24 protein-coding genes are annotated in these 24,320 nt (G+C 71.0%); 10 read left to right on the plus strand and 14 right to left on the minus strand.

Annotation, left to right across the window (positions count from 1 at the left end; genetic code table 11):
* Window positions 1-5 precede the first annotated feature (5 nt).
* Window positions 6-1,154, minus strand: coding sequence for a low temperature requirement protein A (locus E9998_RS06315; RefSeq protein WP_136528867.1), 1,149 nt, complete (start codon window positions 1,152-1,154; stop codon window positions 6-8).
* A 227-nt stretch (window positions 1,155-1,381) separates the two neighbouring features.
* Here E9998_RS06315 and E9998_RS06320 point away from each other — a divergent pair, with 227 nt between their 5' ends.
* Entirely contained in the window at window positions 1,382-3,019 is a 1,638-nt protein-coding gene (locus E9998_RS06320) for a hypothetical protein (protein WP_136528868.1), read from the plus strand.
* Here the strand turns inward: E9998_RS06320 and E9998_RS06325 are convergent.
* Both E9998_RS06325 and E9998_RS06330 read right to left on the minus strand, forming a co-directional pair.
* Window positions 2,906-4,888: a tetratricopeptide repeat protein gene (locus tag E9998_RS06325; protein ID WP_136528869.1), complete on the minus strand. Its 1,983-nt coding sequence runs from the start codon at window positions 4,886-4,888 to the stop codon at window positions 2,906-2,908. The two genes, E9998_RS06320 and E9998_RS06325, sit on opposite strands and share 114 nt — an antisense overlap.
* A gap of 405 nt (window positions 4,889-5,293) precedes the next feature.
* The gene (locus E9998_RS06330; protein WP_136528870.1) at window positions 5,294-5,998 is read right to left on the minus strand and encodes an NUDIX hydrolase; all 705 of its coding nucleotides are present in this window, start codon (window positions 5,996-5,998) and stop codon (window positions 5,294-5,296) included.
* Between the two features lie 190 nt (window positions 5,999-6,188).
* On the opposite strand from E9998_RS06330, the gene E9998_RS06335 reads away from it, so the two are divergent.
* Window positions 6,189-7,418 carry a glycosyltransferase gene (locus E9998_RS06335; RefSeq protein WP_136528871.1) on the plus strand — a complete coding sequence of 410 codons (1,230 nt, stop codon included), beginning with the start codon at window positions 6,189-6,191 and terminating at the stop codon, window positions 7,416-7,418.
* 235 nt (window positions 7,419-7,653) lie between these two features.
* Here the strand turns inward: E9998_RS06335 and E9998_RS06340 are convergent, their stop codons facing one another.
* From E9998_RS06340 to E9998_RS06355, 4 genes are read right to left on the minus strand one after another with little or no spacing between them, the layout of a single operon-like run.
* Complete coding sequence (locus E9998_RS06340) at window positions 7,654-8,223, minus strand: DinB family protein (RefSeq protein WP_136528872.1); 570 nt, start codon at window positions 8,221-8,223, stop codon at window positions 7,654-7,656.
* A gap of 34 nt (window positions 8,224-8,257) precedes the next feature.
* Window positions 8,258-8,725, minus strand: coding sequence for a hypothetical protein (locus tag E9998_RS06345; RefSeq protein ID WP_136528873.1), 468 nt, complete (start codon window positions 8,723-8,725; stop codon window positions 8,258-8,260).
* Between the two features lie 25 nt (window positions 8,726-8,750).
* Window positions 8,751-9,488: a YqjF family protein gene (locus E9998_RS06350; RefSeq protein WP_136528874.1), complete on the minus strand. Its 738-nt coding sequence runs from the start codon at window positions 9,486-9,488 to the stop codon at window positions 8,751-8,753.
* Window positions 9,489-9,508: 20 nt separating this feature from the next.
* Entirely contained in the window at window positions 9,509-9,934 is a 426-nt protein-coding gene (locus E9998_RS06355) for a DUF2000 domain-containing protein (RefSeq protein WP_204745294.1), read from the minus strand.
* A 49-nt stretch (window positions 9,935-9,983) separates the two neighbouring features.
* Between E9998_RS06355 and E9998_RS06360 the strand changes: the two genes are divergently transcribed.
* Window positions 9,984-10,763 carry a helix-turn-helix transcriptional regulator gene (locus E9998_RS06360; RefSeq protein ID WP_240037523.1) on the plus strand — a complete coding sequence of 260 codons (780 nt, stop codon included), beginning with the start codon at window positions 9,984-9,986 and terminating at the stop codon, window positions 10,761-10,763.
* A gap of 76 nt (window positions 10,764-10,839) precedes the next feature.
* Complete coding sequence (locus tag E9998_RS06365) at window positions 10,840-11,811, plus strand: aldo/keto reductase (protein WP_136528877.1); 972 nt, start codon at window positions 10,840-10,842, stop codon at window positions 11,809-11,811.
* On the opposite strand, the gene E9998_RS06370 is transcribed toward E9998_RS06365, so the two are convergent.
* Window positions 11,804-12,451, minus strand: coding sequence for a nucleotidyltransferase domain-containing protein (locus E9998_RS06370; protein WP_136528878.1), 648 nt, complete (start codon window positions 12,449-12,451; stop codon window positions 11,804-11,806). The two genes, E9998_RS06365 and E9998_RS06370, sit on opposite strands and share 8 nt — an antisense overlap.
* Window positions 12,452-12,473: 22 nt before the next feature.
* Window positions 12,474-13,637 (minus strand): FAD-dependent oxidoreductase, encoded by a 1,164-nt coding sequence (locus E9998_RS06375; RefSeq protein WP_136528879.1) that lies wholly within the window; start codon window positions 13,635-13,637, stop codon window positions 12,474-12,476.
* Window positions 13,638-13,724: 87 nt separating this feature from the next.
* Between E9998_RS06375 and E9998_RS06380 the strand changes: the two genes are divergently transcribed.
* Window positions 13,725-14,321 (plus strand): TetR family transcriptional regulator, encoded by a 597-nt coding sequence (locus tag E9998_RS06380; RefSeq protein WP_136528880.1) that lies wholly within the window; start codon window positions 13,725-13,727, stop codon window positions 14,319-14,321.
* Here E9998_RS06380 and E9998_RS06385 read toward each other — a convergent pair.
* Window positions 14,304-14,732: a hypothetical protein gene (locus E9998_RS06385; protein ID WP_136528881.1), complete on the minus strand. Its 429-nt coding sequence runs from the start codon at window positions 14,730-14,732 to the stop codon at window positions 14,304-14,306. The two genes, E9998_RS06380 and E9998_RS06385, sit on opposite strands and share 18 nt — an antisense overlap.
* Window positions 14,733-15,134: 402 nt before the next feature.
* Here E9998_RS06385 and E9998_RS06390 point away from each other — a divergent pair, with 402 nt between their 5' ends.
* On the plus strand, window positions 15,135-16,019 hold the full coding sequence (locus E9998_RS06390; protein ID WP_136528882.1) for a phosphotransferase enzyme family protein: 885 nt from the start codon (window positions 15,135-15,137) through the stop codon (window positions 16,017-16,019).
* A 24-nt stretch (window positions 16,020-16,043) separates the two neighbouring features.
* Here the strand turns inward: E9998_RS06390 and E9998_RS06395 are convergent, their stop codons facing one another.
* The 3 genes from E9998_RS06395 to E9998_RS06400 form a co-directional block, all read right to left on the minus strand.
* Complete coding sequence (locus tag E9998_RS06395) at window positions 16,044-16,643, minus strand: Imm21 family immunity protein (protein ID WP_158299710.1); 600 nt, start codon at window positions 16,641-16,643, stop codon at window positions 16,044-16,046.
* 28 nt (window positions 16,644-16,671) lie between these two features.
* Entirely contained in the window at window positions 16,672-18,201 is a 1,530-nt protein-coding gene (locus E9998_RS25175) for a tetratricopeptide repeat protein (protein ID WP_158299711.1), read from the minus strand.
* Window positions 18,202-18,308: 107 nt separating this feature from the next.
* Window positions 18,309-18,935 (minus strand): TetR/AcrR family transcriptional regulator, encoded by a 627-nt coding sequence (locus E9998_RS06400; RefSeq protein WP_136528884.1) that lies wholly within the window; start codon window positions 18,933-18,935, stop codon window positions 18,309-18,311.
* Between the two features lie 80 nt (window positions 18,936-19,015).
* Here E9998_RS06400 and E9998_RS06405 point away from each other — a divergent pair, with 80 nt between their 5' ends.
* Window positions 19,016-19,480, plus strand: coding sequence for a hypothetical protein (locus E9998_RS06405; RefSeq protein ID WP_136528885.1), 465 nt, complete (start codon window positions 19,016-19,018; stop codon window positions 19,478-19,480).
* A 38-nt stretch (window positions 19,481-19,518) separates the two neighbouring features.
* Here E9998_RS06405 and E9998_RS06410 read toward each other — a convergent pair whose 3' ends face one another.
* Entirely contained in the window at window positions 19,519-20,301 is a 783-nt protein-coding gene (locus E9998_RS06410) for an SDR family NAD(P)-dependent oxidoreductase (RefSeq protein WP_136528886.1), read from the minus strand.
* Between the two features lie 441 nt (window positions 20,302-20,742).
* On the opposite strand from E9998_RS06410, the gene E9998_RS06415 reads away from it, so the two are divergent.
* From E9998_RS06415 to E9998_RS06425, 3 genes are all read left to right on the plus strand, one after another.
* Entirely contained in the window at window positions 20,743-21,093 is a 351-nt protein-coding gene (locus E9998_RS06415) for a hypothetical protein (RefSeq protein ID WP_136528887.1), read from the plus strand.
* 72 nt (window positions 21,094-21,165) lie between these two features.
* Window positions 21,166-21,852 (plus strand): ABC transporter ATP-binding protein, encoded by a 687-nt coding sequence (locus E9998_RS06420; protein ID WP_136528888.1) that lies wholly within the window; start codon window positions 21,166-21,168, stop codon window positions 21,850-21,852.
* Window positions 21,849-24,110 carry a hypothetical protein gene (locus tag E9998_RS06425; protein WP_136528889.1) on the plus strand — a complete coding sequence of 754 codons (2,262 nt, stop codon included), beginning with the start codon at window positions 21,849-21,851 and terminating at the stop codon, window positions 24,108-24,110. The genes E9998_RS06420 and E9998_RS06425 overlap by 4 nt, the downstream gene beginning before the upstream one ends.
* Window positions 24,111-24,320: the final 210 nt, after the last annotated feature.

A 24,320-nucleotide genomic window follows, 5' to 3' on the forward strand; every position in this document is an offset into this window, starting at 1 on the left:
GGGTCTCACACGCTCGTCGACGGCAGCCGGAACCAGCCCGAGGCCGCGAGGCTCAGCGCCAGCAGCACCGCGAACGCGAGCGCGGCCAGGACGAGGACCGGCAGCGCGGTCCCGATGAGCCCGACGACGACCAGCGCGCCGATCGCCACGGGCCGCGACGCCGGGACCGTCCCGCACACGGCCCGGTTGAACACGAGGTTCCCGACCAGGTAGACGGCGGGGCCGCCCGCGACGACGAGCACCGTGGCGAGGTCGGCGGTGTCCCACGGGTGGGCGAGGACGAGTTCGACCCCGACGGCGATGACGACGGCCCCGGCGACCATGAACGCGTGGGCGTACGCGTACGCCGAGCGCGAGACCTTCGTGGCCCGCTCGACTTCGACGGTCTCGTGCTCGCCGTTGCCCAGCCGCGCGTCGAAGTACAGGCGCCACAGCACCACGATGGTCGCGAAGCCGAGCACGGCCGCGGTCACGGTGTCGGCCGTCAGCTCCATGTCGGTCAGCGTCGCGCCGAGCATCACGATCGACTCGCCGAGGGCGATGATGAACACGAGCCGGTTGCGTTCGGCGAGATGGGCCTCGCCGAGCGGCCACGTCGACATCGGCGTGCCCCCGCGCCCCGGCAGCCAGAACTCCACGCGCGGGCCGAGGTAGTCGAGCGCCACGGCGACCAGCCACACCCACACCCGCGCCTCCTCCGGCGCGAACAGCCCCGCGACCCAGAAGACCCCCGCTATCGCGCTCCACGCCATCAACTGCGCGTAGTTGCGCGCCATGACCTGCCCGCGCCAGGCCCGCACCATGTACCCCGCGCGGCTGAGCTGGAGGAACAGGTACGCGGCCACGAACAGCCAAGCCCGGTCGCCGTACGCCTCCGGGATCGCCACCGCCATCGCCAGCGAGGCGAACATCCACACCGCCGTCATCGACTGCACCGACCGGTGCCCCGGGTCGAGCCAGTTCGCGGCCCACGCCGTGTAGTTCCAGCCCCACCACACCGCCGCGAACAGCACCCCGAACTCGACCGCCCCCATCGCGTCCAGGTGGTGCAGCAGGAAATGCGACAGCTGCGTGATCGCGAAGACGTACACCAGGTCGAAGAACAGCTCGACCGGCCCGACCCCGACGGACTCCCGCCCCCGCAACACGCTCACCGCCTGATGCTAGGCCCTGCGGCGGCCCTCCCGCGCCCTTTCGCGCGCTCGTTTCACAAGGCGTTGGCGCCCTTGGGATCGCGCCGCCGCGACGCGGTCGCGGGGAGGAGGTCCTCGACGACACGTCGCGACACGCCCACGGAAGGGGGCGAAATCGCGAACCGGAGACTTAATCTGGTACCGCTAGACCCCTGAATCACTCCGACGCAGTAGTGGTGCCGGTTGCCATGAGACTCAGTCCCTCCTCCCCGACGTTTCGCGGGGTCCATCGAATCCTGCTGGCGGGCAAGAACATGCAAGCGCTTGCGCGGCTGTACTACGACCTGCTCCCCCTCCTCGAACGGGACCCCCGCCTGCACCTCGCCTTCACCGTCATCCCGGGTTCGCACTTCGAGTGGGCCGCGCACCGGTTCATCGGGGAGCGCGAGCGGGAGGGCGGCGCGGTGGTGGTCGACTGGTCCAAGGTGGACGGCTACGCGCCGGGGCTCGTCGTCTCGTGCAGCCCGACCGCCGAGCTGTTCGCGCTCGGCGTGCCGTTCATGGTGGTCACGCACGGAGCGGGGAACAACCGGCTGCGCGAGGACCTCAGCGGCGTCTACGGCCTGGCGCCGGAGCAGCTGCTCGGGCTCGGACGCGTGGTCGACTGGCTCCCCTTGGCGGGCCGCGCGGCGCTGGAGCAGCTGGCCGAGGACTGCCCGGGGGCCCTGGAGGCGGCCGAGGTCGTAGGGGACCTCTGCTATCAACGGCTGTGGGAGAGCCGCGACCGCAAGTCCGAGTACCGCAGGGCGCTCGGCATTCCCCGCGACCGCCTCTTCGTCGTGATGTCCTCGACGTGGGGCGAGCTCTCGCTCGTCGGCGAGTCCAAGCTCGACCTGCTCGAACGGCTGTTCAGGGAGCTGCCGAGGGAGCGCTTCACCGTCGGCGCGGTGCCGCACCCGAACCTTGAGCACGGCGAGGGCCCGTCGATCGCGGGGCTCCTCGGGCCGCGGCTCGGGAACGGCCTGGTCATGCCGCAGGTCCATGAAGGCTGGCGGGCGCTGATCGCGGCGGCCGACCTCGTGCTGGGCGACTCGGGCAGCGTGACCCAGTACGCCGGCGCCATCGGCCTGCCGATCATGCTGGCCGCCTTCGGCGCCGAGCAGATGCCCGAGGCCGGGGCCCTCGCCGGCATCGGCAAGACCGCGCCGTGGCTGAGGACGGACCTGCCGCTCGCGCCCCAGCTCATCGCGGCCCACGCCCGCGGGGCCTTCCTCGACTTCGGCGACATCATCGCCCGCGACCTCGACCCCGCCGCGCGCATCGTCGCCAAGTCCTACGAGATGCTCGGGCTCTCCCACCGCGAACCGCCGGCGCCGGAGGCGCTGCCCGACCCCGGGCTCCACGCCCGCTGCGGGCCCTCCCGGTCCTGGCGCGCCGAGGTGCGGTTCGCGCACGGGCGCGCCGACTGCCTGACCTTCCCGGTCTCCGAGCCCGAGGAGGCGCGGGGCCTGGTCGTGGTGCGGTACGACGCCTGCCGCGACCGGCGCCTCCTCGCGAAGGCGAAGGTGCTGCTGCACCACGGCGCGCCGCTGGAACGCGACGAGGCGCTCCTCGTCCTCGACGAGCTGCTCGACCACTGGAGCGGCTGCCGGATCGCGAGCGTGCGCGTCGGCGAGGGGCACCTGATCCTGGCGGTCCGCAACGGACCGTGGTTCGAGGTGCGCTGCGACGCATCGCAGACCGACGTCGTGCCCGCCGTGCTGGAGGCCTGGCTAGGCGAGTTCGCGCCTGATCCTGCGGGCCTGGGCGCTCCCGATGCGCTCGTGGACTTCGAGGGCCGCTTCGAGCCGCCGCCGACGCTCCGGCCCCTCCGCGATCGCCGCTAGCCGCTCCTGCGCGTCGGCCTCGAACCGCGACAGACCGGCCTGGCGCAGCCAGCCGATGACGAGGTCGGCCCCTTCGACCGCGCCGGGGACGCCGAGCCGCGCCCGCAGCACCGTCAGATCGGCCTCGACGAGCAGCACGTGGCGGCCGTCCTCGATGGCGGTGAACGCGGCGAGCGCCCGCTCCAGGTAGTCGGCGGCCCGCTCGGCGTCCCCCGCGTCCCGGTGGGCCCGGCCCAGGTACATCAGCTGGATCGCCGCGGCCCTGGCGTGGCCGCCGTCGCGCGCGTGCTCCAGCGAGGCCTCGTACAGGGCGATCGCCTCGGCGTGGCGGCCCTGCCAGTGCTTCGAGCGGCCGAGCAGTTCGGTGGCCGAGCCGATCAGCTCGGTGTCGCGCTCGGCCGCGGCGATGGCGCGCGATTCGTCCAGCGCGGCCTCGGCCGACTCGTACTCGCCCAGGTCGAGCCGGACGCGCCCGAGGAACAGGAGCATCCTGGCCCGGTCGGCCGGGCGGTTAGTCGCCGCCACCCCGGCCTCGTAGACCCGTTCGGCCTCTTCGGGATAGGGGACGTTGACGTAGAAGGCCCACATCGCCTCGGCGAGCGCCCAGGCCTCGCCGTTCCAGGCGTGGAGCACGGCCATGCGGATCGCGGCGTGGAGGGCGGCGTGGTTCGCCTGGAGCCATGCGAGGGCCTCGGCCCGGTCCTCGAACGGCGGGCAGTCGACGTCGGCGATCAGGTCGGCCCTGCGGAGCCGTTCGCCCATGACGGCGCGGTCGGCGAGCTGGGCGCGCTTGACGTACCAGCGCAGGCTCTTCTCCATGGCCGCCACGAGGTAGACCGGGAGCGGTTCGAGTTCGATCCGGCGGATCGCGTCGCGGGTGACGGAGGGCTCGACGAGGTAGCTGCCGTCGCGGGTCGGCGTGACGAGTTGGGCGTTGACGAGTTCGGCGAAGGCGCTGTCGCCGTCGTGCGCGGGGGTTCGGAGGACCTTGAGGATCGACCGCTCGAACTCGGGTCCGGGCAGGACGCTGAGGAGGCGGTAGAGCCAGGAGGCGGAGTCGGAGAGGGTGCGGTAGGTGGCGTCGAGGAGGTCCGCGGGCGGGTGTTCGAGGAGGTCGCGCAGGTCCGGGTCGAAGGACGCGGGCGCGGCGGCGCGGCGCGCGCGGATGAGCCCGGCGAGCCGCCGCAGCGTTCCGGGCCTCGTCCCGAACTGGTCGAGCAGCGCGGTCAGCGTCCCCTTCGGCATCGGCCCTTCGGGACCGCGCGACTGGCGACACAGCAGGAGCATGGCCGATTCGCGGTCGAGATCGGACAGTGCGAAGTGGCGTGCCTCCTCGCCGCCGCCGGAGCGCAGCGCGAACACCGCCAGCGCCGAGGACGCCGAGGAGGGGGTGAAGTGCAGGCCCTCGGCCGCGTCGTCCACGCCGTCGAGCACGACCAGCATCGACTGGTCGCGCGTGGCGGTGCGGAACTGGGAGAGCAGGCCGCCGAACGTCTCCGAGAGCTGGTCCTTGGGGATGCCGAGTCTCATGAGGGTCGACCTGGTCGAGGAGAGCACGTCCTCGTTCTCAAGGTCGATATAAAGCTGCCCGTCGGGGAAGGCGCCGGCCGCCCGCTCGGCGATCTTGGCGGCGAGCGCCGACTTGCCGGTACCGGTGTCGCCGGTGACGAGCACCGGGAAGCGGTCGCGCCCGGCCAGGTGCCGTTCGACTTCTTGCAGCAGCGCCTCGCGGCCGACCCAGTGCTCCGGCGCGCGCGGCACCTCCATCGGCCTCGGCGGCCGGGGCGCCTGCATCTGGATCACGTGCGCCTGAATGAGCGTGGCAACCTCGGCGCTGAAGTGGTTGTGGAAGGCGGGCCCGTCAGACATGGCGACGCTTCCCCTTCCGTCCCTTGACCGATACTCGCTGTCGCTTCATGATCACACAGGTGTGGAGAGGAATCCGCGAACGGCGGTCCTGGAGGCAGGGGTGTGGTGCATGGGTACCGCCCATTCGATCGCGCAGGGGTTCGGAACTACCGGCGGGTAGCGGTTCACCAGAGTCACGGTACCCGTACCGGAGCACTCTGTAAATAGCCGATGCAGGTTGCACATGTCCTTTGGCGCCTTCGAATGCCGATGCACGCCAACGTGATCAGGACGGGTGAGTCATACCGGCCCGCTCGAACCACGATGGAGCGCGCGACGCGGCGGGCTCGGGGGTGCCGGGTTGACGCGGCGCCGGCGTCATCGATTCGGCCCCAACGTGAAACGCGCCACCGGCCGACCCGGGTCTCAGGACAGGGGCGGCGGATCGGTGAGGAGGGGCGCCGCTGTGCGGAGGGTTTCGGTCGGCCGCTGGTGGATGCGGGCGGTGGCGGCGAGGGGACCGCCTGCTGCGACGGCCGCTCCGGCTGCGGCGAGTTCGGCGAAGGTCGGGGAGGTGTCGAGGCGGGCCCAGGCGGCGAGGGGCATCCAGACGAGGGCGGCGATGTCGGGGTCGTCGGGGGTGAAGCGCGGCGAGGGGTCGGCGAGTTCGGCGAGGAACAGGCAGAAGTAGGTGAACGGTCCGGCGGGGAGGCCCGGCTTGTAGGGCGTCGCGGGGTCGGCGTTCCGGGTGCGCTGCACGATGAACGGGGCGGGCCGGTCGGTGCTGCGCGAGCGGCGGAGGTCGCCGCCGTCGAGGTCGTGGAGGTGGGTCTGCGGGGAGTGGAGGAGGCGGACCGGGACGCCGAGTTCCTCGCGGGCCTCGCGGCGCGCGCAGTCCCAGGGGTCCTCGCCCGGTTCCTGGCCGCCGCCGACGCCGCCGACGAACCAGTCCGTGCCGCTCGCGTCGACCGCGTCGACGCCGTCGGCGCTGAAGGCGGTGAGCAGTCTGCCCTCGCGCACCACGAGGACGCCGGCGCAGAAGGGCCGGTCGCCGGTGAGGAGGCGGATCTGCGCCTCGCCGGAGCCGGCTTCGCGCCAGAGCCGTTCGTCGGCGGTGTCGAAGTGGGGCATGAGGGTCCTCTCGCGCGCCGGTGGGTGCCGAACGCCGCTGCGGGGCCGCACGGCACGGAAAAGGGGCGGTGTTCGGCCGCCCCTTCATTATTTATAGCCGGGAGCGCGGGAAGCGGTACAGCGGGTTGCGGAGATGGCCTTTGAGCTGGGGCAGAATGGCCGGTCGACACCGGATGACAGGAGACTGGGTATGCGCGTACTGCTGACGAGCCGCGGGTCCCGCGGGGACGTCGAACCGCTCGCGGCGCTCGCCGTGGCGTTGCGTGAGGGCGGGGCCGAGGTGCTGGTGGCGGCGCCGCCGGACCGCGAGTTCGCGGAGCTGCTCGGGGGCGTGGGGGTGCCGCACCTGCCGATCGGCGCTTCGATCCGGGCGCTCGTCAAGGAGGTGCGGACGGAGGGGAAGGCGCCGCGCACCTCGGCCGACATGCGCCCGCATGTGGAAGGGCTCATCGCCTTCACCGCCGAGGCGCTGGCCGAGGCGGCGCAAGGGTGCGAGGCGATCGTGGCGACCGGGCTGTTCCCGAGCGTCGCGGTCTCGCACGCGGTCGCCGAGCGGCTGGGCGTCAGGTTCGCGGCGGCGTTCCTTCAGCCGACCACGCTGCCGTCCTTCGACCACCCGCCGCACCCGATGCCGGGCTGGCCGCTGCCGCCGGGCGTCACCGACAACCGGGAGCTGTGGGACCGGGACGTGGCGGTGATGAACGACCTGTTCGGCGGTCCGGTGAACGCCTACCGGGAGTCGATCGGCCTGGCGCCCTTGGCGAACGTGCGCGATTCGGTGTACACCGACCGGCCGTGGCTGGCGACCGACCCGCTCCTGGGCCCGTGGCGGCCGATCGGGCTCGACGTGGTGCAGACCGGCGGGTGGGTGCTCCGGGACGAACGGCCGCTCCCGGTGGACCTGGAGGCGTTCCTGGACGCGGGCGAGGCGCCGGTGTACGTCGGTTTCGGCAGCATCCCGGTGCGCGACCCGAAGGAGGCCGCCCGCGCGGCCGTCGCGGCGGCGCGGGCGCACGGGCGGCGCCTCGTGCTCGGCCGCGGCTGGGCCGATCTCGAAGCGGTGGACGGGGACGCGGACTGCTTCGTCGTCGGCGAGGTCAACCAGCAGGCGCTGTTCCCCAGGACGGCGGCGGTGGTCCACCACGGCGGGGCGGGGACGACGACGACCGCGGCGATGGCCGGTGCGCCGCAGGTCGTGGTGCCGCAGATCGTCGACCAGCCGTACTGGGCCGGACGGGTCGCCGAGCTAGGGATCGGTGCGGCGCACGAGGGTCCGGTGCCCACGGCCGAGTCTCTGACTTCCGCGCTCGCGATGGCCCTGGACGCGAAGACCGCCGAGCGCGCGGCCGAGGTCGCCGGACTGGTCCGCCGTGACGGCGCGGAGCGGGCGGCGAAGCTGCTGCTCGACGGGAAGGTCTGAGCGGAAGGGCAGCCCGGGTCAACGCTTCGACCGGGTCGCCCACCTCGGAGTGCGGGGAGTCGCCAGCTGTGCCTGCCGGCGGCGACTGCCGGCGCGGCGCGGCCCGAACCGCACCTATCCGTGACGGGCGGAAGCGGTCCGGGACCCCGGTCGTTCCGGGCCGCTCACCTCGGCGCGCGAGACGTCGCCGGTCGGCGCCCGCCAGCGGCGCGCACCACGGCCCTCGCCCATCCGTTCAGCCGTTCCCGTTCCACTTGGCGCGGTAAAGGTCGCGCAGCAGGCAGATCTCCGCGCCGTGGGCCATGAGTTCGCGGCTGAGGTGGAGGACCAGGGCGGCCATCGGGTCCTTCGCGAACCACTCGCCCTTCGGCCCGATCGGCGCCTCCATGCCCGCGAGGTCGAGGGCCTTGACGCCGGCGAGCCAGTGGGCGTAGGCGGCTTCGAGCATGGCGATCGCGTCGGCGGCGGTGCCGGGGAGCGGATCGGGCCACAGGCGGCGGTCGAACATGTCGGCGTCCTCAAGGCCCTCATGGGGTCCGAAGAACGAGCGGGCGCGGATGCCGAAGACGTCGCGTCCGATGTGGACCATGCGCCAGGCGATGGTGGTGACCGGCGGCGGTTCGGGCGGCGTCTCGGACTCGTCGGCGACCAGCGCGCCGTCGGGGCCCGGCCGCACGCTCCAGCAGCCCGCGACCGGCTCCCACAGGTACTCCTCGTCGGTGAGCCCTTCGAGGCGCGGTCGCAGGTGGAAGTCCCAGTAGAACTCCATCTGCCCGATGATCGCCGCGGGCCAGTCCATCGTCATCCCCCGACACTAGAGCAAGGGTGCGACACAGGGGTCACAGCGGCGCGATGCCGTACTGCTCGCGGACCCGGCGGGTGCGGACGGGGTCGATGCTGACGCGCTTGAGCGTCCCGTCCGCGTAGCCGCCCCCCACGATCAGGGCGATGAGCAGCAGCGGGAGGAGCAGTGTGCGCACGAGCATCGCCCACGGGCCCTTCGCGCCGACGCGGCCGCCATCGCGCGTCCGCACGAGGCGGGTGCCGGTCACGACCGCGCCGAGGGACCTGGCGCGGACGAGGAGGAGTCCGTACAGCAGCGGCACCACGATGAACAGCGCGAGGGTGCCGATCACCACCACGCTCTCGCTGACGGCCACCGCCGTGCCGACGCCTGCGAACACGACAAAGCCGAAGGCGACGCCGAGCAGGTAGACGACGAAGTCGACGAGCCAGGAGAAGAACAGCCGCCAGCCTCCGGCCTCGATGTACGGGGTGCCGTCCGCGAAGGTCTTCTGGGAGGTCATGGCCCGAACCCTATCTCGGCGCCGCTCACCGCCCGACCGCCTGCGGCGGGCCGAAGCGGACCGCGACGCCCGGCGAATACAGGACGCTCATCGGGCCCCCGGAGGTCGGCAGGCCCGCGGCGGCGACCAGTTCGTCGTCGCATTCGAGGAGTTCGGCGCGGTGCAGGGGCCACTGCGGGTGCTCGTTGGGCAGGTACACGGTGCGGTCGCCGACGCCGTTGTGCAGACCCCAACGCGCGGTGAGGAAGTGTTCGAGGTCGGTGGGCTCGCGCAGCGGCTCGCCGATGCGCACGCCGATGCGCGAGCGGGTGCCGCGCGGCCCGGGCCACCGGCGCTCGCCGGTGTAGACGCGCGTGTCGCCGGTCGACTCGATCCCCATGCGCGCCCACAGGTACGGGAGCCGGAAACCGATGCGGGCGGCGAGGACCGGGACGAGCCGGGCGGCGTCGAGGGAGCGGAAGACGACGCCGCGGCGGCCCTCGCCGTCGACGGAGTACAGGCGGATGTTCGTCTCGGGGAACGGCCCGAAGTAGGGGATGCCGGGCAGGCGCAGCCAGCCGACGCGGTGCATCCGGAAGGCGACGAGGCCGACGTACGAGACGCCGTCGAACGTGTCGGGCCGCGTGCCCGCGGGCAGGTGCGGCGCGACGGCGTCGGTGGGCACGGCCCAGTGCAGGAAGGCCGCGTCGAGCCAGGTCTGGGTGAGCATCGGGCGGTCGATCCGATGCGGCGGACCGGGTGTGACCGGCTCGGTAGGGCGCATGGCCCCAGCATCGCAGACGGTCAGGGGTGCATCCGGGCGCCCTTGACGACCCGGTCGACGGCGTTGCGCGGGCCGTGGAGCCCGATGCCGACGAGGTCGAGCCCTGCGGTCGGCACGGCCCGGACGGCGGCGCGGTTCTCCTCGTCGTTGCCGGTGGCGAAGAGCTCGGCGGTGAAGACCGAGAGGTGGAGGCCGCGCGCGAGGGCCTTGGCGTGGGCGGCGGCCAGGAGGTCCTTCGCGCCTTCGAGGACGACCACGGGCTGGCGGAACATGGCGAGGTAGGCGGCCTCGTCGGCGTCCTCGTACGGTTCGCCGACGACCTCGGGCGCGGCGGTGCCGATGCCGGAGACGAGGAAGGCGGTCACGTTGAGGCGCTGCCAGGTGGCGAGGTCCTCGCGCAGGAGCACGGCGATCTTGGTGTCGAAGCGGACTGGTTCGGTTGCCATGCCCGCAACGCTACGGAGCGCCGGGCGCGGGGTCTTGTACGTTCTTAACGTGGTCGGTTCGGTGGTCAGGGCGTGGCGCCCCGCGGTGGGCGGCATCGCGGAGGCCTTCCACGCGCGGTTCACCGACCACGCCTATCCGATGCACGTCCACGACACGTGGACGCTGCTGCTCGTCGACGAGGGCGCGGTGCGCTACGGCCTCGACCGGCACGAGCACGGCGCGATCGTCCGCACGGTGACGCTGCTGCCGCCGCGGGTCGCGCACGACGGTCGGTCTGCCACGCCGCACGGCTTCCGCAAACGGGTGCTGTACCTCGACACGACGCTGCTGGACGAGTCGTTGACCGGCCGCGCGGTCGATGGTCCGGAGATCGCCGATCCCGTACTGCGCGAACGCATCCACCTCCTGCACGAGACGCTGCGGCTGCCGGGCGAGGAGCTGGAGGCCGAAAGCCGCGTCGAGTTCGTCGCCGAACGGCTCCGCGGTCACCTGCGGAGCGCACCGGTCGAGCCGCGACGCGACCGGCGCCTGGCGCTGCGCCTGCGAGAACTGCTGGACGAACGCGTCACCGCCGGGGTGAGCCTGCGCGAGGCGGCGGGGATGCTGCACGCGCACCCGGTGCACCTGGTGCGGGCCTTCGGCGTCGAGTTCGGGATCGCGCCGCACCAGTACCTCGTCACGCGCCGCGTGGACCGGGCGCGGCGGCTGCTGCTCGCCGGGGAGGCGCCGCACGCGGTCGCCGCCGCCACCGGCTTCTACGACCAGGCGCACCTGACGCGCCACTTCAAGCGCGTGGTCGGCACGACCCCCGCGAGATTCGCGGCCTGACCTGCGGCGGGTCCGATGCGCCGCCGACGCGCCTACCATTGGCGGCCTACGACCGCATCGCGAGAGGAGTCGCAGCATGGAGTACACGAGACTCGGGTCCTCAGGGCTCAAGGTCAGCCGGATCGCACTGGGGTGCATGAGCTTCGGCAGGATGCCCGACGAGCCGGGAGGATGGGGGCTCGACGCGGACGCCGCGGCGCCGCTGTTCCGCCAGGCCGTGGAGCTGGGGATCGACTTCTGGGACACCGCGAACATGTACTGGGCGGGCGACTCGGAGCGGATCGTCGGCGAGGCCGTCGAGCGGTACACGCGCCGCGAGGACGTCGTGCTCGCCACGAAGCTCTTCTTCAAGGTCCATGATGGACCTGGCGGTTCGGGCCTGTCCCGCCGGGCGGTGTTCGAGCAGATCGACGCCTCGCTGCAGCGGTTGAAGACCGACTACGTGGACCTGTACCAGATCCACCGGTTCGACCCCGACACGCCGGTCGAGGAGACCATGGAGGCGCTCCACGACCTCGTCAAGGCCGGCAAGGTCCGCTACATCGGCGCGTCCTCCATGTGGGCCTGGCAGTTCGCGAAGATGCAGCACGCCGCCGACCTCGGCGGCTGGACCAGGTTCGTGTCCATGCAGGACCAGTACAGCCTCCTCCAGCGCGAGGAGGAGCGCGAGATGTTCGGCCTGCTGGCCGATCAGGGCGTCGGGTCGCTGCCGTGGAGCCCGCTCGCAAAGGGGCGCCTGGCCCGCGAATGGGGCGCGAGCACGACCCGTTCGCAGGCCGACCCGATGGGCGGGCGCTACGACGGCGAGGAGAACCGGCCGATCGTCGACGCGGTCCGCAAGATCGCCGAGGCCCGGGGCGTGCCGATGGCGCAGGTCGCGCTGGCCTGGGTCCTGCACCAGCCCGTGGTGACCGCGCCGATCGTGGGGCCGACGAAGTCGCACCACCTCGCGGACGCGGTCGCGGCCTTGGACATCGACCTCTCCGACGACGAGGTCGAGGCCTTGGAGGCGCACTACACTCCTCGCCTGCCCAGCGCGTTCAGTTAGTCGGTACCCCGCCGGAGCTCCGGCTCCGGCGGGGCCAGTCACCTTCGAGACGGTCGATCCAGACGTGGCCGGGGTGGGTGAGCGCGAGGGACTCGCGGAGCCACCGGCGCTGCGGTGAGTCGAGGACGGGCAGGGCCGCCGCGAAGTCCGCTTCGTCCTTGGGACGCAGGCCCTTCGCCTTGTAGAAGAGCTGGATCTCGGGCGCGAGGTACGGCAGGCCGTCCGGGCCGGTGCGGCCGATGGCGGCCACCGGGCGCCGGATGCGCGGGTCGCGCCGCGAGACCCATTGGCCGCCTTCGGATTCGTCGAGCATGAACTGCAACGCCCAGGGCCGGTCCGGGCCCGGTCGGCACCAGACGTCGTGGACGTCCGCGGGCAGGGTCTCGCCGATCTCCCAGGGCCGCAGTGTTCCCGGCGGGTCGGCCGCCCACCACTCCCAGTCCGGCAGCGCCCGCTGCGCGGCGAGCTGGTCGGTCCGCAGCAGCAGGACGTCGACGTCGCCGTGCGCGCGGAACGGCGTCCCGACGGCGAGTTCGATCGCGTAGCCGCCCGCGATCCACCACGGCGCGCCGACCGGCGCCATCCAGTCGCGCACCGCCGCGAGCGACGCGGGCTCCCAAGCCCCGAGCACATCCCCCATGTCGCCCCCTTCTGCTGCGAGCCTATCGGGAGGCGCGGATCGCGCGCTGCACGAGTTGTCGGATGCCGGGCACCTGGATGGCGCGCATCGTGAGGTCGTTCATCCAGATGTGCGCCTTGGTGGGCGGCGCGAACTGAGCCATGCCGCGCCGCGCGAGCGCCTGGCGCTTGCGCACCTCGGGCCGCAGCAGCGGCTCCCATTCCGCAAGCGCCGCCGGGACGTCGTCGCCGTGGCGCTCCAGTGCGTCGCCGAGGAGGTCGGCGCCCGAGAGCGCCAGCGCCGCACCGTATCCGGCGAAGAGCGTCACGCACCAGGCGGCGTCGCCGAGCAGCACCACCCTGCTTCGACTCCATGCGTCGGTGACGATCTGGCTCACCGAGTCGAAGTAGACGGTCTCGGGACGCATCTGCCCCAAGGCTTCCGGTGCGCCGCCGCCGAGGTCGCCGAACGCGGCGCCGAGCGCCGCGGCGGGTCCGAGCGCGAGTGCCGCTTCGGCGTCGTCGGTGCGGTAGGTGAAGAACGCCGAGGAGCGGCCGGGCCCGAGGTTGACGACCGCGGCGGTGCGGCCGGGGCCGATGAAGGTGGTGCCGGAGCCTTCGGCGAGGCCACTGGGGACGGTGTCGAGCGGGAAGGCGCCGACCATGTGCCGCATGTCGACACGGTGGTCGGACTCGGGCCCGAAGACCAGGCCGCGGACGCTGGAGTGGAGGCCGTCGGCGCCGATCAGGAGCTCGGCCCGTTCGGTCAAGCCGTCGCTGAGGGTCGCGACCACGGCTTCCGATTCCTGTTGCACCGCTTCGACGGTGGTGGCGAAGCGGAACTCGGCGGTATCCTCGACCGCCTCGTACAGGACCGTCTCCAGGTCGCCGCGGAACACGCTGAGCGCGCGCGGGCCCACGGCGGCCTCGACCACGGCGGCGGGGACCGTGAACTTAGGGCTGCCGTCGGCGCGGACGAGGATAGAGGTGAAGACGCCCAGGTCGCGCAGTTTGAGCGCGGGGATCAGCCCGAGCCGCTCGGCCGCGTCGTAGCCGCCGCCGAGGAGGTTGACCATGTAGCCGCTGCTGCGCCGCGCGGGGGCTCGTTCGACCACGAGCGTCTTCCATCCGGCGCGGTGGAGCCGCATCGCCGCGGCGAGCCCTGCGATCCCGGCCCCGACCACGATCGCCCGTCTGCCGTCCGCCATCTCGTCCTCCTCAGAATGAACAAGTGTTCATCCGAGTATGAACCATCGCTCAAACCTGCTTCCGGAGGGGCCGATAGACTGGCCGCCATGCCCAGAGGAATCGCGATCCCCCAGCTCAGGCAGCAGTTGTTCGCCGCCGCCGAACAGGTGGTCCTCCGCGACGGCCCGGCCCGCCTCAGCGGACGCGCCGTCACCGTCGAAGCCGGGGTCGCGGCCGGGCTGCTCTACGCCCACTTCACCGACCTCGACGACTTCCTCACCGCCTACGCGGTCGACCGCGCCTTCACCGTCAGCGCCGCCGCGGCCGCCCTCCCCGAACGCGCCGGCCGGGCCACGGTCGCCGCGAACCTCGCCGACGCCCTCCTGACCATCCCCCGCCCGGCCCTCACCGCCCTGGCGAAACTCCTCATCCTGCGCCCCGACCTGGTCCCCCGCGTCCACGCCGTCCTCGGCGAGGAGACCGCGGGCCTCGACGCCGTCGAACGCTCGGTCGCCGCCTACCTCGCCGCCGAACAGCGCCTCGGCCGCGTCCCGCAAGCAGCCGACCTTGCCTCGCTGGCCCTGGCGGCCGTCGCGGTCCTGCACCACCTGGTGCTCACCGAAGCGGACGCCGACCGGCTCAACGCAGCGGTCGCGGCCCTGCTCCCGAGCGCCGCAGAGCGCCGATTACGGACGGTCCACTGAGGCCTTCCGATCGAGGACCGCGGCGACGACGAGCAGCACCACCGGCACCGACACGAGCATGAACCCGCTCGGGCCGATGAGCCACACGCAGAACGACACCCACGCGAGCAGCGCCACCGGGAACCACAACCCGATCGCCTGCCGCTGTCGCCCGAAGCGGATCATCAAGAGCCCCAACAGGATCACCGGCACCGCCAGCCCGCCCGGCAGCGCCCAGAACGTTGCGATGGATTCCCAGTCCTCTCCAAGGACGCGAAGCGACCCGTCGAACCAGTCGGCCCAGGCCGCGGACGGCGCGATAGCGGCGATGTGCAGCAGCCCGATCGCGACCACCGCCCACCCGGCAATGACGGTCAACCGCGCGGCACCCCTGGTGGTCCGGCGGATCGGCACGAGATCGATATCGTTCATGCCCCCGAAGCTATGCGCCCCAGGACCCCCGCAACTCCCCCTGAAGCGCCACCCCACTCCCCCACCCGGGGGACCGACCAACCAAACCCGTCGAGCGCCCCGACATCCTTCACGCCCTCGCCGATTTCGCTCGGGCGTTGACGCACCGAGGCGACCAAACCACCGGTCCCGACGCCTCCCCCGAACGGGATGTCGCCACCGAGCGCCTCAGAACCGATCGAACCGACCCTGATCAGAAACGCCCGGCGCAGATCGCGGACCGCTCATCCCTTTCCGACCGCAAGGAGACCGACCCCGGCCGTACACGAAGCGTCCTCCGCGCGTCGTGAAACGCCCTACGAGACCGGCGCCCCGCCCGATAAGGCGTTGCGGTGGCGCCTGGCCGGTGATTGACTGCGGCGCATGATCAGTGAGGATCGCTTGCGCACCTGTCTCGGGGACCATTGGGGGCTTCACGGAGTCCGGGTCGAGCCGCATCACGGCGGCATGAACTCGGGCACCTGGTTCGTCACCGCGGGCTCGCACCGGTGGGTCGCCAAGGCCGTCGAGTGCGACACGATCTTCGACTTCGCGAGCGGACTCGCCGCCGCGGCCGTGCTCGACCGGCCCGATCTGCCGACCGGCGCCCCTGAACGCAGCCGCGACGGCCGCTACACCGTCGCGGTCGACGGGCTCCTTCTCGCGCTCCTGGCCTGGGTGCCGGGCGAAGGCATCGCCACCGACGGCCCGGCCGAGCAGCGCGTCATCGGCGACACGCTCGCCCGCGCCCACCTGCTGCTGCGCGACGCCGACCTGCCTTCCGCCGACACCTTCCACTGGATCGACCCGGCGGCCGCGCACCTCGACGTGCGGCCCTGGGTCCGCCCCGCCGTCACGGCGGCGCTCGCCCAGTTGGACGACCTCGACCCGGCCACGTTGACCTGGGGTCCCCTCCACACCGACCCGGCCCCGGAGGCGTTCCGGCTCGAACGGGACACCGGCGTCTGCGGGCTCATCGACTGGTCCACCTCGATGCGCGGGCCGCTGCTCTACGACCTGGCCTCCGCAGCGATGTACGTCGGCGGGCCGGACAACGCGGGCCAGCTCATCGCGGCGTACCTCGACCGGGGCGTGCTCGCCCGCGAGGAGGTCGACCGCGGACTGCGCACCCTCCTGCGCTTCCGCTGGGCCGCCCAGGCCGACTACTTCGCCCGCCGCGTCACCGCCAACGACCTCACCGGCATCGCCGACGAGGCCGGGAACGAGAAGGGCCTGGAGGACGCGCGCACTCGGCTCTTGCCCGAATGAGTAAGCGGCGCATCAGACTCGCACTCACACCGTGGGTGTGAACCGGTGCGCGATCGCGACGGCCGACCGCGTCGCGTTCGCGAGTTCGGCGGTCTCGATGCGGTACCGGCCGGGAGGCAGGTCGATGGGAATCGGCCGCTCCTCGTCCCATAGCCCGTTCTCGTAGTCGGCCAGGACGAACGCCGAATCCATCATGACCAGGCCGCCGGGCGGCACCTCCCATTCGAGCGGCGAGGTCCAGTCGGCCTGCGGCAGCGCCGCCTCCACCGTCGCGAACAGGTGCTCATAGGAGTCCGCGCAGTACCAGCGCAGCGCGATCCGGTGCACCGGAACGAAGGTCGACATGAGCGGCTCGTCGCCGAGCACCAGGGCGCGGAACGGCGCGCCGTCAGGCCCGAACTCGGCCTTGTACTGCGGCGCGATGCCTTCCACGGGTTCGCCGTACCCGACGAGACCGATCCGGTCGTCCACCCGGCAGGCGGTGCCGTAGTCGCCCCAGCCGTCGAGCTCGTCTTCGCAGTCCGGATCGTCCTCGGCGCCTCCCCAAGCCGCCGCGTGCAACGCTTGCAGGACCACGATGGGGCCGCCGGTCGTGTTGATCCACGCCAGATCCGAGTACGTCACGCTCCCACGGTATCCGTACCCGCCGACATCACGGGTCCACGAGTGATCCGAAGGCATCCCGGTAGTCCGAGTCGGAGCTCTCGACCGCCCGCCGCTCGGGCGGGTCGCCGAAGTAGTACAGGATCTCCGGGCAGTCGCCGCCGACCTGGACGTTCCCCTCGAAGACCACGGTTCCAGTGTGGACCTCGATCGCGGCGACCGCGTACTGCTTCGTGTAGAACTCGACCTCGACGCCGCCTTCGTAGATGCACGACCCGACATCCGCGCCCTCCTCCACTTCTCCGACGCACACCACCAGCACGGCATCGGTGATGTCGGAGGCGAACCAGCTCGGCGGGAACGCGTCGGCCCGGTCGAACCCGAAGAGCGCCATCGGATGCGGCCCCGAACCCGAATAGGCGGGCGCGGCCGACAGCGGCGCGGGCGAGTCGCAGTACTGCGGATCGGCGTCCTCGGCCTCGGGCCAGCCGTCGAGGAGCGGGCGCACGTTCGCCATCTCCTCTCCGGCCTTCGCGTCGGCGGCGCGCTCGTCGTCGGGGTACTCGGTTGCGAAGCGGCCGAACGCCTCGGCGGCGGGGTCCCAGTTCGACGCGGCCAGCAGCGTCTCCGCGCAGGTGAAGGTGGCGTCGGGGGCGAGGTTCGCGACGGTCTCGGTGAACACCGGGTACGCCTCGGCCCGCTTCTCGTTCGTGTCGATCCAGTCGGCGAAGCTCATGAGGGAGCACGGGTCGGCCGAGGCGGCGAGCCCGGTGCTGAACTCCGCCATGAGGTCCTCGGCGTCGTCGGCGCGGTCCGCGGCGCCCTCGATCGCGTCCTCGATGTGGTCGAAGGCGATTCGCAGCGGCGTCGAGCCCTGGGTGTTCGCGGTTTCGAGGCTCGCGGCGGCCTGCTCCAGCAGCAGGTCCGCGCGCAGCCCGGCCGCGCCGTCCCAGCGCGCCTCGGGGTGCTCCAGGTATTCGTCCAGCTCCGCGACCGCGGCCTCAGGGTCGCTCTCGTTCGCAAGCGCCGCAAGCACATACGTGCAGGCGTCGACCTGCTTCTCCCCGGCCACGACGGTCAGGCCGTCGACCACCGCGTGCTGCGGGCCGAGCGAGTCGGCGATCGCTCCGACCCGTTCGCAGTCGCCGTCCTCGTGGGCGCGGGTCAGGGTGTAACCGGTCCAGCGAGCGCTCAGGGCGACGAGGACCAGGACGAGGAGCACGGCCGCGCCGGAGGCGAGGCCGACGGCGCGCGGGCGCCTGCCGAGCGGCGGCGCGGGGTCCAGGCGCCAGTCGGTGCGGTGTCCGCCCAGGTACCAGCCGTGGAGCACGGTCGCTAGCCACCACACCAGGAGCGCGATCCGCCAGCCCCAGGCGGGCTGCTCGGCGTTGGCGAGGATGAGCGTCAGGACGACGCTGCCGCCCGCGGCGATCGCCGCGAGGCCGGGCCGGCCGACGACCAGGTAGCCGATGCCGAGGAACGAGGCGTTCCCCGCGGCCGTCGCGGCGGGCTCCCGTTTGAGCGGCGCGGGGACTCGGCGGGCGAGGCGCCGCAGGAGCGGCAGGGGTGCCAGAGCCAAGGGAGGAGGTCCTTTCGGAGGCACGGCGTCCGGAAGGGACGTCGCACCTCAGTATGACCGAGATGTGGGACGCCGTGAAGGGCTGCGCACCAGGGACTCTCGCCCGGTCAGCCTTCGGCGAAGCCCTGGAGCATCGCGTCGACGGCGCGGTCGAACCGCTCCCCTTCGCCGCGAGGGGAGCCGAGCGCCTCGGCGATGAGCGGGAACGCGTCCGGGTCGATCGCGGCGAAGTGGTCCTCCTGCGCGGGCGCCGTACCCTCCCTTGGCGCCGTGGCCATGTGGCCGATGACGTACTCGTTCAGCGAGTAGACGAGGTCGAGCGCGGTCCGCGCGGGGAAGCCGGCCTCGCGCAGCACCGCGAGGCCGTCTTCCATGACGCGCAGGCTCTCGGGGGTGACGGCGGGCCGCGAGACCACGAGCGGCACGAGGTTCGGGTGCTCCACAAGGGTCTTTCGGAGCGCGTGCGCGTAGTCGCGCATCCGCTCGCGCCAGGTGCCGGTGTCGGCGAGGGCGAGCGTGGCGCGGGAGAAGAGGTGCTCGACCAGGCCGTCGAGGAGGGCGTCCTTGTTCGCGAAGTAGTTGTAGAGGGTCATCGCCTCCACGTCGACTTCGGCGCCGAGCCGGCGCATGGAGAGTTTCCCCAGGCCTTCGCGGTCGACGAGGCGCACGGCCCCGTCGAGGACCGCGCCGCGGGTGAGGCCGGCCTTCTGGCCGCGGGTCCGGTTGGCGGTCATGACGCCCCCTCTTGATCATTCATACATCGTAAGTATAGACTGCACCCGGAAACATACAACGTATGATTGAGGGAGGATTCATGACCGCCACCGCACCGCACCCGGCGTGGGCGCCGTCCAAGTCGCGCCTGCTCGTCACCCTGTACGCGGGCCTACTGCTCACCGTCGCCGCCGGCGTCGCCCCGCTCATCGACATCGCGACCGCCGACAGCCTCTTCGACCATGTGCGCCAGGCCTACCCCGACTGGCCCGCCGACACCGTCCGCCAGGACAGGGACGCCATCGCGATCTACCTCGCGGCCGTCGGCGCCCTCGGCCTCCTCTGCTGGCTCGGCGCCATCTGGGCCGTCGCCGCCGAACGCCGCTGGGCGCGCGGCACCGTCACCGCGCTCTTCGCGCTCGGCACCCTGCTGGCGCTCACGAGCATGACCCTCGGCGGCGAGCAGTACGACACCATCGTGCCGCCCATTTACGGCGCGCTCGGCCTCCTGCCGTGCCTCGCCGGCCTGGCCGCCGTGGTCCTGGTCTGGCGCCGCGCACGCTGACGCCCCGGCCGCGCCGCACCCGGTGGCGCGGCCCGCGTTCAGCCCTCCCGGGCGGCCAAAGAGCCCTTGCCGGTCCACGTCAACACCCGCTGAAGCAGACCCAACGGGACGGCCCGCCCGCACGCGACGATGACCTTGTACTGCCAACCGGGCACGCTCAGGGCTTTGCCCTTCCGCAAGTCCCGCAACGCCTTCGCAACGAGGAAGTCAGCGTCCAGCCACAGCCGCTTCGGGATTCCCGACATGTCCATGCGGGCGCTGTCGTGAAAATCGGTGCGGGTGAACCCGGGGCACAGGGCCATCACGTCCACATTGCTCGGCCTGACGCTCCTCGCCGCCGCCAGACTGAAGTTGACCACCCACGACTTCGTCGCCGAGTACGTCGAACTCGGGAAGAACCCGAGCACCGAAGCCGTGTTCACCACCGAACCCCGCCCCCGGCCGGCCATCCCCGGCAACGCCGCCATCGTCAGCCGCAGCACCACCTCGGTCTGCAACCGGCACATCGCGACCTCTTCCGCCACCGGCGTCTCCAGGAACTCCCTGCGATGCCCGAACCCCGCGTTGTTCACCAGCAGATCGACACGCCCGCACCACTCCTCGACCCGCGCGACGTCGGCCTCCACCGTCAGGTCCGCAACGACCAGCTCGCACTCCACCCCGAGCGACCCCGCCGACGCCCGCAACAACTCCTCATTGCGATCCACCAGCACCAACCGGTACCCCTCCCGAGCCAACGCCCGAGCAAAAGCCGCCCCGATCCCAGCAGCAGCACCGGTAATCAGAGCGGTAAGAGGCGGCCCAGACCGCGCGTCAAGCATCCCCAGAGCATAACTTCGCCTTGTCCGACCCACTGGCGCCCAACGCGGGCGAGCATCGATGCCCCTCCGAGCGGTTATCGGCGACCCGATACCAACCTTTGAGCCGCGTCCCCGCAAGATGTGATTAGTACTACTTCCTCAAACATGGCGCCATTGACTCCAGTTGCAGACTAGAGCGCGCCATGCAATACCACCTCCCATTTCGACGGTCACATCAGTTGCAAATCCGTTGTGAGAACAGTCCGAAGGCACGTTCCGCCTCCCAGATGATGGAACGAAAGTTCTTCTTCGGCTAGTGAGCCAGTTCGACCACCCCATTGGATGCGAACATCCGGTACGTTCCAAGCAACGGTGAGTAGTCGGAGCGCATCTACCTGCGGTTCCGTCTCTTGCCGTGCCCCTCAGGGGCATCGGCTACCCCAACCGAAGGAAGAAGACCTCATGCTCAAGAAACCCTCTCGCCCGCAAGTGTTCGCAGCCGCCGCCGGAGCGATGCTCGTCCTCGGACTCAGTGCGCCCGCATTCGCCGCGACGTCAACCACCACCGGCTCCAAGGTCGAACACGGTCCCGCCTCTAGCCATATCATGGTGACCGACACCAAGTGCGACGCCGACTCCGCATACGGTCTGTACAAGTACAGCTCGGCCGGCGAAGTTTACCGGCGGGAGAACGACACTGGATGCAACTCAGTTGTCAGCAAGTACAGCGACAGCACCATCTGGTACATCAAGGCCTGCCGCAATACGACCTGGGCTAGCGACAATTGCGACTCGAACTGGCGCAAGTACTAGAACGCTGAAGCGCGGGGCGGGCGTCCAGGCGCCCGTCCCGATCCATCAGAATCCCCTACGATCAGGAATCTCATGACCTCCGAACCAGCGCTGCGGATCTCCAATCTCAGATACGCTCTCGCCGAACGGCAATTGTTCGACGGCCTCGACCTCTTGCTTCCCGCCGGAAGCTCCACGGCGATACTCGGACCCAGCGGTTCGGGCAAGAGTACGTTGCTGTCCTGTGTTCTCGGGCTTGTCTCACCGGACTCCGGCAGTATTCGTGTGGGAGTGCATGAGATCAGTGGTGCCAGTCGATCTCGGATCGCCAAACTCCGAGCCGACGCGATCGGTATGGTCTTCCAGTTCGGGGAACTGCTTCCGGAACTAAGCCCGGTCGAGAATGTGGCTCTTGCCGCGCTACTTGCAGGCAAGCGCGACAAGGGGGTATACGACCGCGCCGAGGCCCTTTTGGGTGAGCTCGGCGTACCTCGCGCCGACTCGGTCGCGACTCTGTCGGGAGGCGAACGACAGAGGACCGCTGTCGCAAGGGCGCTTATCAATCATCCTTCGCTACTCCTCGCGGATGAACCGACCGGCTCGCTCGACGCGGCGAATCGAGTCCGTGTGGCTCAGATGCTGTTCCAGCTCCCACGTAAGCATGGCTGCGGTCTCCTTGTCGCCACTCACGACTTCGAGATCGCCAAACTCGCCGACGCTGCATACACCATTCAGAGTGGTCGCCTCACGAAGATTGACGCCGCCACGGGGGGCCGATGATGCGCCGCGCTAATGCTTCAGTCCAACTTCTGCTCATAGGAAAAGCCGCCGGTACCCGGGCGGAGGCGGGCGGCATCCGGTTCTCAGCGCTGATGATCGCGGCCTTTCTGCTCCCACTGGGCCTCGCGCTTCCCATGCTCGCCGCCGCGACACTCCAAGGCCGCGATGAACGAGCAGCCGGGTTCACGTTCACCAGCGCAGAAGAAGTGGATCCTGGCGCCTCGACCGTCCTCGTGGTCGATGATCTCGACGCCCTGCCGAACTCGCGTCAGTTCCAGGTGCTCTACCTGACGCCGCTGGGCGAGGACGCTCCCCTGCCTCCCGGCATCGGCCGTTGGCCGCAGCCCGGTGAAGTGCTCCTCTCCCCGAAACTGGCGGAGCTCGGTGCGTCCTTTGATATTGATGAACGGTACGGAACCGTAGTCGGCACCATCAACACGGCCGAGCTTGTCGACCCCGACCAGCTCTTCGCCTATGTCGTTCCGGCGCAACCCATCGATCGAAGCGTCGCCGATCGCGCACCACTGGTGGAGGTCACGGCCTGGGGTACGGATTGCGACCCGGTTGCCTCCGCAAACTGGCTTCTGCTCAAGCAGGACTACTTCGACCTCGGCTTCTACGCCATCACGGTCTTCCTGGTGACGATCCCCGCTGGGGTGCTCGCCTTCGCGGCGACCCGAGTGGCCTCGCACGCCCGCGACCGAAGAGAGGTGCTGATCCGCCTCCTCGGCGGCCGCCCGCGCCATACCGTTCTAGTGGCGCTGGGAGAGTCGTGGGCCCCCGTCGCGATCGGCACCGGTGCGGCGCTCCTCGGACTGCTCGCTCTGGGGTGGACGAATCTCGACCTGCCCTACGTTGACTTCACGCTGAGCGCGCGTGACGTTCGAAACGCATGGCCTTGGACCTTCGGAGGCTTGGCCGTCTCCTTCACGGCGCTGATGTCGATGACCCTGCTGGTGAGCACCGGACGGCTCCAGGGCCGAGCGCCCGTGACCGCCGGCGGAGCCCGCCGACACCGCGCCGTCACTTCGTTGGCTTGGGGCTTCCCGATCTGCTTCGTCATCGCCGCATGGGGCCCCTCGCTCTTCCCGTTTCAGAGTCCATTCTTCTTCCTGCTCAATTACATCGGACAGTTGGGCCTCATCATCACGGTCGCCCCGGCCGTGGCCCTCGCCTGCGCATGGCTCGCAGGGGTCGCCGGGCGACTTCGCTGGGTGCGATGGCGCCCCTCGTTGCTCTCCTCGGCAGCTCGTGTGGCGGCCTATCCTCAAGCAACGGCCCGGCAGCTCACAGCGGTCATCGCGGCATTCTTCGTGGTGTTCTTCTCCCTCGCGTACCACTCGAACTGGACGAGCTGGGTGGAGGAGGACCGGGCCGCGGTCGCGCCGCTGGGCGGGAGTATGGCGGAGGTCCGGCCGTCCAATGCGGTGTTCACCGAGACCGAGACCGATCAGTTCCTCGATCGGCTCCCAACCGATCTCTCGGTGCTGGCCGTACACGTGGACCAGGGCTACGACGACGGGAGCGAAAGCATCGAGATGGTAGGCGATTGCGAGGCACTGGCGGCGTTCTCGCTCGAATGTCCCGAAGGCTCCGACACGATCACGGGAACCGTGCCCGACGATCGACTCGCGCACTGGGTGGGGCTGCATTTCCCCTTGGAAGCTCCCGAGATCAGCATCGTGTCCGGCTCGGCGACGCGGGTTCCCTCCATGGTCGACCCCGAGAACCGCACCACGACCGTGCTCCTCATCTCCACCTTCGATGGAAGCCCGATTCCAGAGTCCGACATGAGGATCGCGGGAACCGTGTTTCAGTTCGGCGTGATGATCGACGCACCCGGCCTCGCCGAGACGGGTACGACGCAGAGCGAGGAGCAGTCCCACTGGATCATCGCCTTCGGCACGATCGCGCTCGCGGTGCTCGCACTCGCTTCCGTCCTCGGAGCTTCGGGGGAATTCCTCCGGCACGGTCGGGCGCTCGCGCCGATCGGGGTGCTCACAGGCGGGCTGCGGACTTTCCGTGCTGCCTCGGCCGTCACGGTGTTCGGACCCCTCCTCGTGGGATCCGCCGTGGGCGTCGGCGTGGGCATCGCCGCCAGCGACAGCCTGATGCGGCCGGGCACGACGCTGGTCCGGGCGGGGATCATTGCTCCGACGCTGCTCGTGCTCTTCACCGTCACTGCTGTGATGTGGTGGTGGGCCTCGTCGGTTGCGATTCGGGAGGCAGGCAGATGGCGCCCCGGCAGAGGGGATTGACAACGCGACTGATCAGCCGGCTGCTGACGTGAGTGCGTTCCCGGCACTTGCACTCGACCGCCGACGGTCACGCTCGGCAGCGGGAGCTCCCGGTCGGGACGGGCCCGCAGAAACGGGGGTTGCGCAACCGGGGCCTTGCACCGATACTGCTCGGATGCCTGACGATAAGCAACGAAAGCGTCACCGTCCGCCAGCGGTGGTGCCGCGGCC

The sequence above is a fragment of the Glycomyces paridis genome, assembly GCF_004912155.1.
In the GTDB taxonomy this organism is placed as follows: Bacteria; Actinomycetota; Actinomycetes; order Mycobacteriales; family Micromonosporaceae; genus Glycomyces; species Glycomyces paridis.

Excerpts from the sequence above, each read along its gene's own strand:
- E9998_RS06320 (WP_136528868.1), top strand. The coding sequence starts at position 1,382 with ATGAGACTCAGTCCCTCCTCCCCGACGTTTCGCGGGGTCCATCGAATC.
- E9998_RS06325 (WP_136528869.1), bottom strand. The coding sequence starts at position 4,888 with ATGTCTGACGGGCCCGCCTTCCACAACCACTTCAGCGCCGAGGTTGCC.
- E9998_RS06330 (WP_136528870.1), bottom strand. The coding sequence starts at position 5,998 with ATGCCCCACTTCGACACCGCCGACGAACGGCTCTGGCGCGAAGCCGGC.
- E9998_RS06335 (WP_136528871.1), top strand. The coding sequence starts at position 6,189 with ATGCGCGTACTGCTGACGAGCCGCGGGTCCCGCGGGGACGTCGAACCG.
- E9998_RS06340 (WP_136528872.1), bottom strand. The coding sequence starts at position 8,223 with ATGACGATGGACTGGCCCGCGGCGATCATCGGGCAGATGGAGTTCTAC.
- E9998_RS06345 (WP_136528873.1), bottom strand. The coding sequence starts at position 8,725 with ATGACCTCCCAGAAGACCTTCGCGGACGGCACCCCGTACATCGAGGCC.
- E9998_RS06350 (WP_136528874.1), bottom strand. The coding sequence starts at position 9,488 with ATGCGCCCTACCGAGCCGGTCACACCCGGTCCGCCGCATCGGATCGAC.
- E9998_RS06355 (WP_204745294.1), bottom strand. The coding sequence starts at position 9,934 with ATGGCAACCGAACCAGTCCGCTTCGACACCAAGATCGCCGTGCTCCTG.
- E9998_RS06365 (WP_136528877.1), top strand. The coding sequence starts at position 10,840 with ATGGAGTACACGAGACTCGGGTCCTCAGGGCTCAAGGTCAGCCGGATC.
- E9998_RS06370 (WP_136528878.1), bottom strand. The coding sequence starts at position 12,451 with ATGGGGGATGTGCTCGGGGCTTGGGAGCCCGCGTCGCTCGCGGCGGTG.
- E9998_RS06375 (WP_136528879.1), bottom strand. The coding sequence starts at position 13,637 with ATGGCGGACGGCAGACGGGCGATCGTGGTCGGGGCCGGGATCGCAGGG.
- E9998_RS06380 (WP_136528880.1), top strand. The coding sequence starts at position 13,725 with ATGCCCAGAGGAATCGCGATCCCCCAGCTCAGGCAGCAGTTGTTCGCC.
- E9998_RS06385 (WP_136528881.1), bottom strand. The coding sequence starts at position 14,732 with ATGAACGATATCGATCTCGTGCCGATCCGCCGGACCACCAGGGGTGCC.
- E9998_RS06390 (WP_136528882.1), top strand. The coding sequence starts at position 15,135 with ATGATCAGTGAGGATCGCTTGCGCACCTGTCTCGGGGACCATTGGGGG.
- E9998_RS06400 (WP_136528884.1), bottom strand. The coding sequence starts at position 18,935 with ATGACCGCCAACCGGACCCGCGGCCAGAAGGCCGGCCTCACCCGCGGC.
- E9998_RS06405 (WP_136528885.1), top strand. The coding sequence starts at position 19,016 with ATGACCGCCACCGCACCGCACCCGGCGTGGGCGCCGTCCAAGTCGCGC.
- E9998_RS06410 (WP_136528886.1), bottom strand. The coding sequence starts at position 20,301 with ATGCTTGACGCGCGGTCTGGGCCGCCTCTTACCGCTCTGATTACCGGT.
- E9998_RS06415 (WP_136528887.1), top strand. The coding sequence starts at position 20,743 with ATGCTCAAGAAACCCTCTCGCCCGCAAGTGTTCGCAGCCGCCGCCGGA.
- E9998_RS06420 (WP_136528888.1), top strand. The coding sequence starts at position 21,166 with ATGACCTCCGAACCAGCGCTGCGGATCTCCAATCTCAGATACGCTCTC.
- E9998_RS06425 (WP_136528889.1), top strand. The coding sequence starts at position 21,849 with ATGATGCGCCGCGCTAATGCTTCAGTCCAACTTCTGCTCATAGGAAAA.